16 protein-coding genes and 1 pseudogene are annotated in these 14,746 nt (G+C 74.4%); 10 read left to right on the forward strand and 7 right to left on the reverse strand.

What is annotated here, in order from left to right; translation table 11 throughout:
• Positions 1-86: 86 nt before the first annotated feature.
• Positions 87-260, reverse strand: a pseudogene (locus AB0D08_RS37335) (antitoxin); the annotation flags it as partial.
• A 120-nt stretch (positions 261-380) separates the two neighbouring features.
• Here AB0D08_RS37335 and AB0D08_RS37340 point away from each other — a divergent pair.
• The 4 genes from AB0D08_RS37340 (at position 381) to AB0D08_RS37355 (ending at position 1,542) form a co-directional block, all read left to right on the forward strand.
• Entirely contained in the window at positions 381-614 is a 234-nt protein-coding gene (locus tag AB0D08_RS37340; protein ID WP_033817585.1) for a DUF6400 family protein, read from the forward strand.
• Between the two features lie 8 nt (positions 615-622).
• The gene (locus AB0D08_RS37345; RefSeq protein ID WP_359894788.1) at positions 623-862 is read left to right on the forward strand and encodes a hypothetical protein; all 240 of its coding nucleotides are present in this window, start codon (positions 623-625) and stop codon (positions 860-862) included.
• A 92-nt stretch (positions 863-954) separates the two neighbouring features.
• Complete coding sequence (locus tag AB0D08_RS37350; protein WP_051811460.1) at positions 955-1,284, forward strand: WhiB family transcriptional regulator; 330 nt, start codon at positions 955-957, stop codon at positions 1,282-1,284.
• A 72-nt stretch (positions 1,285-1,356) separates the two neighbouring features.
• Positions 1,357-1,542, forward strand: coding sequence for a CsbD family protein (locus AB0D08_RS37355; protein WP_033817583.1), 186 nt, complete (start codon positions 1,357-1,359; stop codon positions 1,540-1,542).
• A 90-nt stretch (positions 1,543-1,632) separates the two neighbouring features.
• On the opposite strand, the gene AB0D08_RS37360 is transcribed toward AB0D08_RS37355, so the two are convergent.
• A complete protein-coding gene (locus tag AB0D08_RS37360; RefSeq protein WP_033817582.1) occupies positions 1,633-2,322 on the reverse strand; it encodes a response regulator in 690 nt (229 codons plus the stop codon).
• Positions 2,322-3,941 (reverse strand): sensor histidine kinase, encoded by a 1,620-nt coding sequence (locus AB0D08_RS37365; protein WP_359894791.1) that lies wholly within the window; start codon positions 3,939-3,941, stop codon positions 2,322-2,324. The genes AB0D08_RS37360 and AB0D08_RS37365 overlap by 1 nt, the downstream gene beginning before the upstream one ends.
• Before the next feature lie 262 nt (positions 3,942-4,203).
• Between AB0D08_RS37365 and AB0D08_RS37370 the strand changes: the two genes are divergently transcribed.
• Genes AB0D08_RS37370 through AB0D08_RS37380 form a run of 3 tightly spaced genes read left to right on the forward strand, consistent with a single transcriptional unit; the run spans position 4,204 to position 6,986 of the window.
• Complete coding sequence (locus AB0D08_RS37370; protein ID WP_033817589.1) at positions 4,204-5,025, forward strand: ABC transporter ATP-binding protein; 822 nt, start codon at positions 4,204-4,206, stop codon at positions 5,023-5,025.
• Positions 5,015-5,887: an ABC transporter permease gene (locus tag AB0D08_RS37375; protein WP_359894793.1), complete on the forward strand. Its 873-nt coding sequence runs from the start codon at positions 5,015-5,017 to the stop codon at positions 5,885-5,887. The genes AB0D08_RS37370 and AB0D08_RS37375 overlap by 11 nt, the downstream gene beginning before the upstream one ends.
• A 40-nt stretch (positions 5,888-5,927) precedes the next feature.
• Positions 5,928-6,986 (forward strand): ABC transporter substrate-binding protein, encoded by a 1,059-nt coding sequence (locus AB0D08_RS37380; RefSeq protein WP_359894794.1) that lies wholly within the window; start codon positions 5,928-5,930, stop codon positions 6,984-6,986.
• 69 nt (positions 6,987-7,055) lie between these two features.
• Here the strand turns inward: AB0D08_RS37380 and AB0D08_RS37385 are convergent, their stop codons facing one another.
• On the reverse strand, positions 7,056-8,819 hold the full coding sequence (locus AB0D08_RS37385) for a hypothetical protein (RefSeq protein WP_359894796.1): 1,764 nt from the start codon (positions 8,817-8,819) through the stop codon (positions 7,056-7,058).
• The gene (locus AB0D08_RS37390; RefSeq protein ID WP_033822740.1) at positions 8,816-9,544 is read right to left on the reverse strand and encodes an ABC transporter ATP-binding protein; all 729 of its coding nucleotides are present in this window, start codon (positions 9,542-9,544) and stop codon (positions 8,816-8,818) included. The genes AB0D08_RS37385 and AB0D08_RS37390 overlap by 4 nt, the downstream gene beginning before the upstream one ends.
• Before the next feature lie 242 nt (positions 9,545-9,786).
• On the opposite strand from AB0D08_RS37390, the gene AB0D08_RS37395 reads away from it, so the two are divergent.
• Together AB0D08_RS37395 and AB0D08_RS37400 are read left to right on the forward strand one after the other, a co-directional pair.
• Entirely contained in the window at positions 9,787-10,260 is a 474-nt protein-coding gene (locus AB0D08_RS37395) for a cysteine/serine endopeptidase inhibitor (RefSeq protein ID WP_051813398.1), read from the forward strand.
• Between the two features lie 98 nt (positions 10,261-10,358).
• Positions 10,359-10,982, forward strand: coding sequence for a histidine phosphatase family protein (locus AB0D08_RS37400; protein ID WP_033822739.1), 624 nt, complete (start codon positions 10,359-10,361; stop codon positions 10,980-10,982).
• A gap of 82 nt (positions 10,983-11,064) precedes the next feature.
• Here the strand turns inward: AB0D08_RS37400 and AB0D08_RS37405 are convergent, their stop codons facing one another.
• Positions 11,065-12,114, reverse strand: coding sequence for an NAD(P)-dependent alcohol dehydrogenase (locus tag AB0D08_RS37405; protein WP_359894798.1), 1,050 nt, complete (start codon positions 12,112-12,114; stop codon positions 11,065-11,067).
• A 99-nt stretch (positions 12,115-12,213) separates the two neighbouring features.
• Between AB0D08_RS37405 and AB0D08_RS37410 the strand changes: the two genes are divergently transcribed.
• On the forward strand, positions 12,214-13,101 hold the full coding sequence (locus AB0D08_RS37410) for a helix-turn-helix transcriptional regulator (protein ID WP_359894800.1): 888 nt from the start codon (positions 12,214-12,216) through the stop codon (positions 13,099-13,101).
• 12 nt (positions 13,102-13,113) lie between these two features.
• On the opposite strand, the gene AB0D08_RS37415 is transcribed toward AB0D08_RS37410, so the two are convergent.
• Positions 13,114-14,154, reverse strand: coding sequence for an NADPH:quinone reductase (locus tag AB0D08_RS37415; RefSeq protein WP_359894802.1), 1,041 nt, complete (start codon positions 14,152-14,154; stop codon positions 13,114-13,116).
• Between the last annotated feature and the right edge of the window lie 592 nt (positions 14,155-14,746).

Consider the following 14,746-nt stretch of genomic DNA (forward strand, 5'->3'; position numbering starts at 1 on the left):
CGTCCGCGCGCAGGTCGGTGCCGGCCGGCGAGGGACGGTCCCGCGGCCGGACCGGCGGCTGCGCCGGGTCGGCCAGCAGGTACGGGTGGCGGGCGCTGCTGTCCGAGCTGGTCGTTGATCTTCTGCTGGGCGGAGTCGACCTGACCCTCGTACTTGCCCCCGGTCTTGGCGTCAAAGGCGTCGCCCGCCTTGTCGACGCCCTGCCGGGTGGTGTCCTCGTGGCCCTTCATCATGCCTTTGAGCTTGTCGAGCATGGACATGGGCGGTCCTCCTTCAGGGGATTCCTGGCCCTCCCAGCATGTCCGAGATATCCGATCTTCACATCCGGAACGTGGACAGCTACTTGACAGCAAAAGTAAGGGCAACCTAACTTCCTTCCCATGTCAGCCAACCTTGTGCCCTTCGAGATCGACCTGACCGCCGAGGAGGTCCGCCGGCGCGCCGAGGTGATGGCCGCCCTCGGCCCCGACTGGGACCCGGCGGAGGTCCTGCGCGGCGAGCAGGAGGCGTACGCGCTGCTCTACTCCGGCCTCGACGCCGAGCAGCAGCGCACCTACGACGACCTGGTCGCGGCCGGCGTCCTGCCCGGCCGCGAGCAGCCCGACGCGGGATGAGGCGGGCCGTGCTCCCCATCGACCCGCACGCCGACCACGGCCGCCGCGCCTGGGTCGCCTGCCCGGCCTGCCAGGACATCCGCGACTGCGTCGACTGCGCCGAGCGCCGCAACTGCAACGACCACTGGCGCTACCTGCTCTCCAACACCGGCAGCGTCCTGCACCTCCAGTGCCCCGGCTGCACCCACGTCTGGGACCACGAGAGCGGCTTCGGCGCGACCCGCGGCGCCCCCGCCCGCGGCCGTTAGCCGGACGCCGCTCCGGTCGGCCACCCGGACCCCCGGATTCGGATCGCGCTGCCGGGGCAGGCGATCCGGGACCGACCGGGGAGGTTCTACCGATGACCGACATATCGCGACTGCCGGGCCCGTTCGAGCTCGCCTGGGACTGGCAGCTGGAGGCCGCCTGCCGCGGCACGGACAGCAGCCTGTTCTTCCACCCCTCCGGCGAACGCGGCGGACCGCACGACCGCAGGGAGAACGCCGCCAAGCGGGTCTGCGCCCGCTGCCCGGTCCGGGCCCGCTGCCTGGAGTACGCGCTGGACGCGCGTGAGCCGTACGGCGTCTGGGGCGGACTGACCGAGGACGAGCGGTACGAGCTGCTCCGCCCCCGCCGGGAACGCGCCCGCCGCGAGCGGGTCCGCGAGGCCCGGGCCGGGCGGACCGGATGACCGGACGGATGAACCGCGCGAAGCGGGGCAGACGAACCAGCGACCAGGCCGTTCCGACTGCAGGAGGCAACCATGAGCACCGGCGACAAGGCACACAACACCGCCGAGAAGGCCAAGGGCAAGGTGAAGGAGGCCGCCGGCAAGGCGGTCGGCAACGAGCGCCTCGAAGCCGAGGGCCGGGCCGACCAGGCCGGCGGAGACGTCAAGCAGGCCGCGGAGAAGACCAAGGACGCCGTCAAGGACGTACTCGGCCGCTGAACCCCGCCGACCCGCCGCGCCGGGCCGGGGACCGCCCACCACGGGAGATCCCCGGCCCCGGTCGTGCCCCCGGTGGGGCCGCGCCGGGGCTCAGCGCCGGCCGGGCAGCACGTACCGGTGCTCCGGGCGGCCGGTGTCGCCGTAGCGCAGGCTCAGGCGCAGCCGCCCCTCCCGCTCCAACTGCTTGAGGTAGCGCTGCGCGGTCGAGCGGCTCAGCCCGGTGGCGTCGGAGACCTCCTGCGCGGACAGCGGCCGCCCGGCCCGCCGCAGCGCCCCCAGTACCAGGTCCGTGGTGGGCGCCGAGTGGCCCTTGGGCAGCGCCGCGACCGGTGAGGCGGCGCTGCGCATGGTGGCGAACAGGCGGTCCACCTCGTCCTGACCCGCCTCCCGGGCCGCCGGCCCGGCGAGCGCGTGCCGCAGCTGCGCGTAGGCGACCAGCTTCTCCCGCAGCCCGGCGAACGCGAACGGCTTCACCAGGTACTGCAGCGCGCCGTGCTGCATGGCCGCGTGGACCGTCGACACGTCCCGGGCGGCCGTCACCATCATCACGTCGCAGCCGATCCCGGCCGCCCGCATCCGGCGCACCAGGGCCAGCCCGGTCTCGTCCGGCAGGTGGTGGTCCAGCAGCACCAGGTCGACCGGGCGGCGCTCCAGCGACGCCAGCGCCTCGCCGGCGCTGTGCGCCCGTCCGGTCACCCGGAAGCCGGGGACCTTGGCCACGTACGCGGCGTGCACCTCGGCGACCCGGAAGTCGTCGTCCACCACCAGAACGTCGATCATCACGCCTCCGCGACGGACAGCTCGGGCACCCCGTGCGCGGCCGGGCCGCCGACCGGGTGCAGGGCCTCGGGAAGGACGACGGTGAACCGGGCGCCGCCCAGCGCGCCCGCCCCGACGCTGATCCGGCCGCCGGCCCGCTCCACCAGCCGCCGGACCATCGCCAGACCGAGCCCCCGCGGCCGGTGCGCGGGGGCGTCCTTGCTGGTCCAGCCCTCCTCGAAGATCCGTTCCCGCAGCGGCGCCGGGACCCCCGGGCCACTGTCGGCGACCTCGGCCAGCAGCGCGGCGCCCTCGGCCCGCAGGGTCACCTCGACCACCCCGCCGGTGAGCGCGTCCAGCGCGTTGTCCACCAGGTTGCCCAGCACGGTGACCAGCATCCGGGGATCCACCACGGTGTCCGGCAGATGACTCCCGGCACCCACCACCAGACGCACCCCCCGCTCGGCCGCCACCGCGGCCTTGCCCGCCAGCAGTGCCGCCACGTGCGGGTCCTGCACCTGGCCGGCGATGGCGGCGGCGAGCGCCGCGTGCGAGCCCGACTGCTCGGAGATGAACTCGGCGGCCTGCTCGTACAGCCCGAGCTCCAGCAGGCCGAGCAGCGTGTGCATCCGGTTGGCGTGCTCGTGGTCCTGCGCCCGCAGCGCCTCGGTCAACGACCGGGTGGTGTCCAACTCGCGGACCAGGGACTCGAGTTCGGTACGGTCCCGGAGGGTGACCACGGCGCCGCCGTCTGCGGTGGCCATCCGGTTCAGCAGCAGCACCCGGTCGTCGCGGACGGCCGGCAGATCGGTGCCGGTGATCCGCCCGGCCAGGATCCCGGCCAGCCGTCCCGGTGGCAGCACCTGCTCGATCGCGCACCCGGCGCAGCCGTCCGGCAGCGCCAGCAGCCGCACCGCCTCGTCGTTGGCCAGCCGGATCCGGCCGTCCGCGCCGAGCGCCACCATGCCCTCGCGGATGCCGTGCAGCATCGCCTCCCGCTCGACCAGCAGCGCCGCGATGTCCGCCACCGCGATGTTGTGGGTGCGCCGCTTCAGCCGCCGGGCCAGCACCAGGGTGGCCAGCGTGCCCGCCGCCAGGCCGGCGCCCGCGCACAGCAGGATCCCGGTGGCCATGCCGAGCAGCCGGCGCCGGATCGAGTCGTCGCTGATCCCCACCGAGACCTCGCCCACGATCCGGCCGTCCGACAGCCGCAGCGGCACCTTGCCGCGGGCGGTGCGGCCCAGCGTGCCCTGCTCGATCGCGGTCACGCTGCGCCCGCCGAGCGCCGGACCGGGGTCGGTGGACACCCGGAAGCCGATCTTCGCCGGGTCGGTGTGCGAGAGCCGGATCCCGTCCAGGTCGGTGACCACCACGAAGCTCGCGCCGGTGGCCAGCCGGATCTGCTCGGCGTTGCGCTGCGCGGCGGCGCTGTCGCGGGCCGCGGCCGCCCGGGCGAGCACCTCGTCGGTGGCGGTGGCCTGCGCGATGGACAGCGCGCGCTGCATCGCGTCCCGGTCCAGCTCCCGGCTGACCGGCGCGAGGAACAGCCCGGCCGTCACCGCGCTGACCCCGACCGTGACCACCGTCTGGCTCAGCAGCAGCTGTGCGAAGACCCGCCGGGGCCAGTGCGGACGTCTCATCGCGGGTCTCCTCTCGCCGCTCGTCGGGGGAATGGACGGTCACCCTATGTTTCCGGCGGGTTTCTGTCACCGTGCCTCGGTCACCGTGCGGCCGGACCGCCCCCGCTGTTGTAGCGGAAGCAGAACGAGCAGAACAGCCCTCAACGCGCACAACCGGCAGTAGGCCGACAAGGCTGCCGCCGGGACCGGCGCCGCTCCTAGCCTCCGACCACACGGAACGGACCCCGGCGACGGCGCCGGGAGGGCAGAGGTGGTGGTGCACATGAGCGTGCCGAAGACGGCGGCCCCGGCGATCGAACTGGCCGGGGCGACCAAGCGGTTCAGGACCCCGTCGGGGGAGCTGCACACCGCGGTACGGGAGCTCGACCTGACGGTCGCCCCGGGGGAGTTCGTCGCGGTGGTCGGTCCGACCGGCTGCGGCAAGTCCACCACGCTGACCCTGGTCAGCGGACTGGAGGAGCCCACCGAGGGCGAGGTACGGGTGCACGGCGAGCCGGTCGCCGGGATCAACGGGCACGTCGGCTTCGTCTTCCAGCAGGACGCGGTCTTCCCCTGGCGCACGGTGCTGTCCAACGTGATGGCAGGGCCCCGCTTCCGGGGCGTGCCCGCCGCCGAGGCCCGCGAGCGGGCCCGCGACTGGCTGGCCCGGGTCGGCCTGGCCGCGTTCGAGGACCGCTACCCGCACCAGCTGTCCGGCGGCATGCGCAAGCGCGTCGCGCTCGCCCAGACCTTCGTCAACGACCCGCGGATCCTGCTGATGGACGAGCCGTTCTCCGCGCTCGACGTGCAGACCAGGGCGCTGATGTCGGACCAGCTGCTGGACCTGTGGGCGGGCACCGGGTCCTCCGTCATCTTCGTCACCCACGACCTGGACGAAGCCATCGCGCTCGCCGACCGGGTGGTGGTGATGACCGCGGGACCGGCCACCGTCAAGGAGATCTTCACCGTCGACCTGCCCCGCCCCCGCACCGTCGAGGCGGTCCGCCTCGAGCCCCGCTTCGTCGAGCTGTACCGCGAGATCTGGGGCTCGCTCGGCGAAGAGGTCCGGATCACCCGCGAGAGAGGAGCGGGTCGTGCCGCTTGAGACCGCCCCGACCGCACCCGCGCCCGCCCCGGCCGTCCCGGCCACCAGGACCGAGGCCCGCGAACGCGCCGCCCGCAACCGCAGGCTCGGCGTGTACGGCGCCCGCGCCGCCGTCCTGGCCGCCTTCCTCGGCCTGTGGGAACTGGCCGCCCGCACCGAGGTGATCGACCCGTTCAACTTCTCCCAGCCGTCCCGGATCTGGGACCAGATCTGGCAGTGGACCACCCACGGCACCGCCCAGGGATCACTCGGCGAGCAGATCGGCTACACCCTGTACGAGGCGCTCACCGGCTGGGTGATCGGCGTCACCGCGGGGATCCTGCTCGGCATCGCGCTCGGCCGGATCCGCTTCCTGGCCGACGTGTTCGGCCCGTACATCAAGGTGCTCAACGCCATCCCCCGGATCGTGCTCGCGCCGATCTTCCTGATCTGGTTCGGACTCGGCCCCGCCTCCAAGGTCGCCTCCGCCGTCGTCCTGGTGTTCTTCCCGGTCTTCTTCAACGCCTTCCAGGGCGCCCGCGAGGTCGACCGCAACCTGGTCGCCAACGCCCGCATCCTCGGCGCGGACAACCGCCGGGTCACCCTCCAGGTGGTCATCCCCGCCGCCACCACCTGGATCTTCACCAGCCTCCACGTCAGCTTCGGCTTCGCGCTGATCGGCGCCATCGTCGGCGAGTACATCGGCGCCACCAAGGGCCTCGGCCTGCTGGTCGCCGCCGCCCAGGGCACCTTCAACGCGGCCGGCGTCTACGCCGCGATGACCATCCTCGCCGTGGTCGCGCTGCTCACCGAAGGCCTGCTCACCCTCGCCGAACGGCGGCTGTTCCGCTGGAAGCCGGCCGACGCCGGCGACGGCCGCTGAACCCCACCCACCCACCCACCCACCGGAAGGCCACCCCCACATGCGCCGTACCCTCGCAGCCGCCGCCGTCGTCGCGCTGCTCCTGCCCCTGACCGCCTGCGCCGACGACGCCGCCAACTCGCACACCGGAGCCGCCCCCGCGGGCCCGTCCGTCGCGGGACCCAAGGTCAAGATCATGGTCGGCGGCCTGGACAAGGTCATCTACCTGCCCGCGATGCTCACCCAGCGGCTCGGCTTCTTCGCCGAGGCCGGGGTCAACGTCGAGCTGATGAGCGAACCGGCCGGCGTCAACGCCACCACCGCGCTGCTCGCCGGGGACGTCCAGGGCGCGGTCGGCTTCTACGACCACACCATCGACCTCCAGGCCAAGGGCAAGCACGTCGAGTCGGTGGTGCAGTTCGCCCAGGCCCCCGGCGAGGTCGAGGTGGTGTCCGCGAAGCAGGCCGGCGCGATCCGCACCGGCGCCGACTTCAAGGGCAAGAAGCTCGGCGTCACCAGCATCGGCTCCTCCACCGACTTCCTCACCAAGTACCTGGCCGTCAAGAACGGCGTGAACGTCAGCGAGTTCAGCCCGATCGCGGTCGGCGCCGGGCAGACCTTCATCGCAGCCATGCAGCAGGGCAGCATCGACGCCGGGATGACCACCGACCCCACGGTCGCCGCCCTGCTGTCCCAGCAGATCGGCACCGTGCTCTACGACATGCGCACCCCGGAGGGCTCGCGCGCCGCACTCGGCGGCCTCTACCCGTCCTCGTCGCTCTACATGAACAGCGACTGGGTCGAGAAGAACAAGGACACCACCCAGAAGCTGGCCAACGCCTTCGTCAAGACCCTCAAGTGGATGTCCACCCACTCGCCCGCCGAGATCGCCGCCCAGATGCCCGCCGACTACGCGCAGAGCGGCGCCGCCGGGTACGCCGACGCGATCAAGGCCACCCTCCCGATGTTCACCACCGACGGCGTGATGCCCGCCGAAGGGCCGAAGACCGTGCTGGCCGTGCTCGCCGCCTTCCACCCCGACGTCAAGGGCAAGGAGGGCTCGGTCGACCTCGCGAAGACCTACACCACCGAGTTCGTCACCAAGGCCGCGACCGGCTGACCGGCCCGGCCAGGCCCGCCGGCCCGCCGGCCGTCCGCAGCACGCGGACGGCCGGCAGGCCCTGCCCGGTCAGGACCGGGCGGTGGCGCGCAGCTGTCCGGCCCGCTGGCGGGCCCACCCGAGCAGGACCGCCGCGCACACCGCGCTCCACGCCGCGGCGCCCAGCACCGACAGGCCCGACCCCTCGGCGAGCGCCTTGCCGAACGGCGCCGCCAGCACCACCACGGCCACCGCCGGGCCCGCCGCGTACCAGGCCAGGAACAGCACCGGCCCGCCGCCGCCCGAACCCGGCGTCCGGGAGGCGCCGCCGTACATCAGGTCCCGGCGCACGAAACCCCGGCAGGCGTTCACCAGCCCCGCCCCGACCAGCGCCGGAACGGCCACTGGTACCAGCCACACCCGCGCCCCGGCCCCGGCGGCCACCGCGGCGCCCGCCCCGGCCAGGCCCGCCAGCACCCCGAGCACCGTCGGCACCACCGCGTGCCGCAGCATCAGCCCGGCCACCGGGTACGGCGACCAGGACGCCCGGCGGACGTCGTCCGTCTCGATCCGGGCCGGCTCCAGCAGCTGCGCCACCGCCAGGTAGCCGAACACCAGCGCCAGCGCCGTGCCGCCCCAGCGGGCCAGCCCGGTCGCCGAGGGCACCAGGGCGGCGCAGCCCACCGCGGGCACCGTCAGCAGCACCGCCCGGCCCGGCCGGGCCGGGGAGCGCAGCAGCGCCAGCGCGTCCCGCCACGGCACGGCCAGCCAGGGCGCCCGCGGCGCGGGCAGCCGCAGCCGCATCACCGCGGACGGCGCGGACCCGGAGACCGCCAGCCGCGCGGCGCGCAGCTCGACCGTCCGCAGCGCCGCCAGCACCCCGGCCGCGGTCCTGGCCCGCTCCCGCAGCCGACCCACCGGGACGTTGCCGCAGGCGCGGTCCGCGAGGACCACGCACACCGCGGTGACGGCCAGCAGCAGTCCAGCCGCGGCCCAGGCGCCGGCCCGGGCCGCCGGGGTCGGCGCGAGCGCCGCCAGGCCCGCCCAGCCCCACGGCCCCGACCACAGCTCGCCGCGCTCCAGCCAGCCGATCCGCTGTCCGCGGGCCGCCAGCACGCTCTGCGCCGTGAGCAGCAGCACCACCACCGTCACGTACGGCGTCAGCCGCCGGACCGCGGCGGCCACCCGGTCGTCCAGCTCCACCGCGAGGCCCAGGCAGGTGGCCAGCAGCGGCACGCACACCCCGCCGAGCAGGCACCAGCCGAACGCGGCCGGCAGCCCCGCCGGTACGGTCAGCGCCAGCACCACCATCGCGCCGGCCGCCGCCAGGACCCCGGGTACGGTCGCGAGCCCGGCGGACAGCCAGAACCACGGCCGCAGTACCCGCCGTGGGCGCAGCGGGTGGGCCAGCAGCCAGTCGGTCGCCGCCCGGGGCGGCACCACCGGCCCGCGCCACAGCCCGTCGCGGGCCGCCAGCAGCAGGGTGGCCAGCGAGAGCGCGGCGACGCCGCTCGGCAGGGCGGCCAGGATCGCCCGGCCGTGGGCGGTGTAGTCGGCGCCCATCGAGGACTGCAGCAGCAGCCCGAAGCTCGGCGTGACTCCCCAGACCACCAGCACCAGCAGGGCGCAGTAGACGGCGAAGCCGATCTGCCGGGCCCGGCCGCGGCGGTGCGGGGCGCGCATCTCCCGCAGCAGGGCCAGGGTCTCGTCGGTCCAGTCGTCGTCGGCGCTCCACGGCGCGGGCGGGCCGTCGGCCTCCGGGGTGTCGGCGGCGGGCCGGCCGGCGGCGTGGGGTTCGGAGTCCGGGTCGGGCAGGTCGTCGGTGGACGGCAGGGTGCCGGCGGGGCCGCTCACCGGCGACCGCCGCCCGCGCCGGTGCGCAGCGGCGCGTCCAGGACGGTCCGCGGCGGGCCTTCGGCCAGCACCTTGCCGTCCTCCAGCACCAGCACCCGGTCGGCCACCTCCAGCGCCAGGTCGGTGTGGTGGGTGACCAGCAGGACCGCGACGCCGTCGGCGAGCTCGGCCCGCAGCAGGTCCGCGAGCCGGCGGCGGGCGTCGGGGTCCAGCCGCTGCTCCGGTTCGTCCAGCAGCAGCAGGTCGCGCGGGCGGACCATGGCGCAGGCCAGCAGCAGTGCCTGGAGCTGCCCGGAGGACAGCGCGGAGGGCAGCGCGTCCGCCCGGTCGGCCAGGTTGCGCTCGGCGAGGACGTGCTCGACCCAGCCCGGTGCGTCGGCGACGCCGTGCGCGACGGCCACCAGCAGCAGGTGCTCGCGCACCGACAGGTCGGGGTAGCAGGCGACGGTGTCGCCGACGACCGCGACCCTGGCCCGGATCCGGGGGTCGTTCTCGTCCATCGGCAGGCCGTCGAAGGTCACCTTGCCGGCGGTGGGCACCTCGCGGCCGGCCGCGATCCGCAGCAGGGTCGACTTGCCCGAACCGTTGTGGCCGAGCAGGGCCACGCACTCGCCGGCCGCGAGGGTGAGGTCCACCGGCTGCACGACCTGCCGCGGGCCGTAGGAGTGGCTGACGCCGGACAGCTGGAGCAGGGTGCCGCGCGGCGCGGCGGTCGTCTTGGCCATGGGCGGAAAAGCCTCTCGCTGCGGTTGGTCGACCCACCCTACCCAGCCCCCGGCGGGGGCGGGCGCGACGGACCGCGACCTGTGTCCATGACAATTGCTCAGAGGTGTGGACCACCTGCGGAAGGTGGGGTAGCGTCCGGAGGCAGGCGGGGCCCGGAGGGGAGCAACTCCACTGCTGTGAGCGGATGTTGAGATGACCCTTGCCCCGCGTCGTCCGGAATTCCACCCGACCTGGAGGGGCCGTGCGCGTCGTCAAGAACCTGAAGGTACTGGCCGGGGTCCCGCTCGCCGCCGCCGCGCTCACGGTGCTCGGAGCGGGCACCGCCGCCGCGGCGATACCCGTCAACAAGCCGATGACCGGCAGCATGACGTACTACACGGACGCGGGGTTCGGCGCCTGCGGCACGCAGATCAACGCCTCGACGCAGCTGCTGGTCGCCGTCCCGCACACCTGGTGGACCTCGGCCAACCCCAACAACGACCCGCTCTGCGGCGGCATCGCCGTCAAGGTCACCTACCAGGGCAGGAGCATCACCGTGCCGGTCAGGGACAAGTGCCCGTCCTGCGACGCCACGCACATCGACCTCAGCGAGCCTGCCTTCGCCAGGCTCGCCCCGCTGGACCTCGGCGTGGTCAACGGCATCACCTGGCAGTTCGTCAGGACCACCGCCCTCGGCGCGACCACACCGCTGACGGCGCCCACGCCGGTGGGGTAGCGGCTCCTCCCGGCCGGAACCGGCCCGCGGGCGGCCCGCGTCCCTCCCCGGACGGCGCGGCGCGGGAACGCGCCCCGCATCCGGAGGGGGATCACACCATGACGGCAACGGCCACCCGGTACCTGTACCTGGCCCGGCACGGCGAGGCCGAGTCGGAGGAGGGCGGGCTGACGGAGAACGGCCGCCGGCAGGCGGTGCTGCTCGGGCGGCACCTGCGCGACCGGCCCCTCACCGTGGTGCACCACGGCCCGCTCGCTCGCGCGGCCGAGACCGCACGGCTGCTCGGCGAACAGCTGGACGGCGTCCCGCTCCACGCCTCGGACCTCGCCGGGGACTACGTTCCCCACGTCCCGGAGCGGGACGAACTCCCCGCCGACTGCGCCGACTTCCTGCTGCGCTTCGTCGAACCGGTGACCGCCGAGGAACGCCGGAGCGGCCGCCTGCTGGCCCAGCGGGCGATCGAGCAGTTCACCGGCCCGGTCGCCGGCACCGAGGACCGCCACGAGCTGGTCGTCACCCACAACTTCCTGATCGGCTGGCTGGTCCGGCACGCCACCGACGCCCCGCCCTGGCGCTGGCTCGGCCTCAACCACGCCAACGCCGCCCTGACCGTCATACGCTACCCACCCGACCGCCCGTCGGCCGTCCTCGTCCACAACGACCTGCGCCACCTGGCACCCGAACTGCACTGGACCGGCTTCCCCCCGGAACTGCGGATCTGACCCGGGGACCCTGCCCGCACGGGCGCGGGCCCCGGGCCGCCGGGGGCGGTCCGGGGCCGGGTGAGCCGGTGGCGGGGGGTGCTCAGATGGTCGAGGTGTCGATGACGAAGCGGTAGCGGACGTCGCTGGTCTCGACCCGGGCGTACGCCTCGTTGATGCGGTCGGCGGAGATCAGCTCGATCTCGGCGCCGATGCCGTGCTCGGCGCAGAAGTCGAGCATCTCCTGGGTCTCCGGGATGCCGCCGATCATCGAACCGGCCAGCGACTTGCGGCCGCCGATCAGGGCGAACACCGAGATCGGCACCGGGTTCTCGGGCGCGCCGACCTGGACCAGGGTGCCGCCGGTCTTCAGCAGACCGAGGTAGGCGTCCAGGTCGATCTCGGCGGAGACGGTGTTGAGGATCAGGTCGAAGCTGCCCGCCAGCTCCTGGAAGGTGGCCGGGTCCGAGGTGGCGCGGTAGTGGTCCGCGCCGAGCTTCAGGCCGTCCTCCTGCTTGCGCAGCGACTGGCTGAGCACCGTCACCTCGGCGCCCTTGGCGTGGGCGATCTTCACCCCGAGGTGGCCGAGGCCGCCGAGGCCGACCACGGCGACCTTCTTGCCGGGGCCCGCACCCCAGTGGGAGAGCGGGGAGTACAGCGTGATGCCGGCGCACAGCAGCGGGGCCGCGACGTCCAGCGGGATGGTGTCGGGGATCCGCAGGACGTAGTTCTCGTCCACCACCACGTGGGTGGAGTAACCGCCGTAGGTCGGCTGCCCGTCGCGGCCGGTGCTGTTGTAGGTGCCGACCATGCCGGTACCGGTGCAGTACTGCTGCCGGCCGGCCAGGCAGTTCTCGCACTCCCGGCAGGAGTCGACGAAGCAGCCCACACCGACCCGGTCGCCGACCGCGTACCGGGTGACGCCGGACCCGACCTCGGCGACCACGCCGGCGATCTCGTGCCCGGGGACCATCGGGAAGGTGCCCGGCCCCCAGCCGTCGTTGACCTGGTGGATGTCCGAGTGGCAGATGCCGGAGAACTTGATGTCGATCAGGATGTCGTACGCGCCGAGGGCCCGGCGGGGGATGGTGGTCCGCTCCAGCGGGGCCTTGGGCGAAGGGGCGGCGTATGCGGCGACGGTCGTGTGCGTCATGTGCTCCAGCCTGCGGCGCGGCCGCCGCCGCAACCAGGTCCTGGGTTGTCGTACGACCGGTGTTCCTACCACTGGCGTTATCACCCTCATACTGCCGTCATGGACCAGCGCACCGAACTGAGCGAATTCCTCCGCTCCCGCCGCGCCCGGCTGCGACCCGAGGACGTCGGTCTGCCCGACTACGGCGGCCGGCGCCGGGTGCCCGGTCTGCGCCGCGAGGAGCTCGCCCAGCTGGCGGGCGTCAGCACCGCGTACTACGTGCGCCTGGAACAGGGGCACGGGGAGAACGTGTCGACGGCCGTCCTGGACGGCGTCGCCAACGCACTGCGCCTGACCACCGCCGAACGCGAGCACCTGTACCGGCTCACCAAGCCGGTCCACCGGCGCCCCCGCGGCGCCGCCCGCCCCCAGCGCGTGCGCCCCGCCTTCCAGCAGCTGCTGGACATGATGGACGGCATCCCCGCGTACGTGATCGGCCGGCGGCTCGACATCATCGCCTGGAACCGGCTCGCCTGCGCCCTGATCGGCGACTTCGCCGTCCTGCCGCCGGAGCAGCGCAACATGGCCTGGCAGGTCTTCCGGGACCCGGCCGCGCGCGAGCTTTACGACGACTGGGAGGGCAAGGCCACCGACGTCGTCGGCTTCCTGCGGCTCGACGCCGGGAGCTTCCCCGACGACCCCCGGCTGGCCGCGCTGATCGGTGAACTCTCGCTCAAGAGCGAGGACTTCCGCCGTCTGTGGGCCGCCCACGACGTCCGCGACAAGGGCCACGGGACCAAGGAACTGCACCACCCGCTGGTCGGCCGGCTGACCCTGCAGTACGAGACCCTGCGGCTGCCCGCCGACCCCGACCAGGTGCTGCTCACCTACCACGCCGAGCCGGGCTCGCCCTCGGCCGAGTCGCTGCGCCTGCTGGCCAGCTGGGCCGCCACCGAGGCGACCGAGGCGGCCACCGCGAGCGAGGCGGCCCGGGCCGCCGACGGGTAGGCGGCCGGGCCCTCAGCCTGGCAGGCCGCCGTCGGCCGGGCCGGCCACGTCGATCAGCACCTTGCCCACCGCGCCCTGCTCGACCGCGGTGTGCGCGGCGCCCGTCGCGGCCAGCGGGAAGCGGTGCAGCGGCAGGCCGGCCTGCTCGCCGACCCGCAGCGCGCCGTCCGCGACGGCGGCCCGGACCGCGGCCACCGCGTGGTCCTTGGCCGCCGCGGGCACGGTGTAGACCAGGACGCCCTGCCAGCGCAGATTGGCCGTCATCGCCTCGCGGACCGGAAAGCCCACCGCGGGGCCGCCGCTGTCCGCGTAGAAGGCGATCACCGCGTCGGGAGCCGCGACGGCGTGGTCGAGCACGGCGTTCTGCGCCGGGGCGACCTCCACCACGATGTCCGCACCGCCGGGCGCCACCGACCGGATCACGGCAACGGCGTCCTGCGCCCGGTAGTCCACCACGTGGTGGGCGCCCGCGGCGTGCGCGAGCTCGGCCTTGCGCGGACCGCTGACCGTGGTCACGACGGTGGCGCCGGCCCAGACCGCGAGCTGGACGGCCGCGTTGCCCACCGCCCCCGCGCCGCCCGCGACCAGCACCGTCCGGCCCGCCAGCGCGCCCGGGGCGAGCCTGGCCGGGCCGCCCTCGGCCACGGTCAGGGTCCGGTGCGCGGTGAGCGCCGGGATGCCGAGCGAGGCGCCGAGGTCGAAGGAGGCGCCGGGCGGCAGCGCCACGGCCTGCCGGGCCGGGAGCACGGTGTACTCCTGCGCCGTCCCGCCCGCCCGCCGCCAGGCGGCCTCCCAGACCCACACCCGTTCGCCGATCCGGCCCGGGTCCACCCCGGGACCGACCGCGTCGATCACCCCGGCGCCGTCCTGGTTCGGGACCTGCTCGGTGACGCCGGGCGCGAGCGCACCCGAGCGGCTCTTCCAGTCGGTCGGATTGACCCCCGACACCCTGACCTCGACCCGGACCTCGCCCGGGCCGGGCTCCGGCACCGGGCGTTCGACCAGGCGCAGGACCTCCGGTCCGCCGGTGCTGCTGTGGACGATCGCCTTCATGTCGTCACCGTACGCCACCGCCCGGCCACGTCCGGTGCGGCGGCGCGCCCGTCCGCGACCCTCCCGCGGGCGGCGGGAGGGGGCCGGCCGGGGCGGATGTGACCTGGGCCATCCGCGCGCCGCCGCCGGCCGGCCGCGCGGTCGGCGGCGCGTCGGGCCCTCGTCACGGTCCGTGCAGAATGTGCCCGGCCTCACGTGCCGATCGCGGTGACGGCGGCCACATCCGGGTGCCCGGGTGGCCGGCCGGGCCCTTCGTTCCGGGGGCCGAAGCCGCGGGTTACCTCGGGTATCCGGCCTCTGACCTGCGCTGGGAGGTCATTTCCTTGAAACCTCCGGCGGGCGTCCGTAACTTCGAAATCACCGCAGCGAGCATCGCCCCCGGGTTCCACCCGGTGCGCAGCAGGTGCCCGCGTCACTGCGGACAGGACCTGAGAGACCGGGCCGCCACGGCCCTGCTTCCGGCTGCCTGCCCGGCACCTTCTCCGAGAGGAACCGCATGATCTTCCGTAACGAGACTTCCGCTGCCACCACCACCGCCACCAAGCGCAAGCGCGTTCGGATGGCCGTCATGGCGGGTGCGGTCATCGCCCTG

It is taken from the genome of Kitasatospora sp. NPDC048540 (assembly GCF_040651175.1).
GTDB lineage: Bacteria > Actinomycetota > Actinomycetes > Streptomycetales > Streptomycetaceae > Kitasatospora.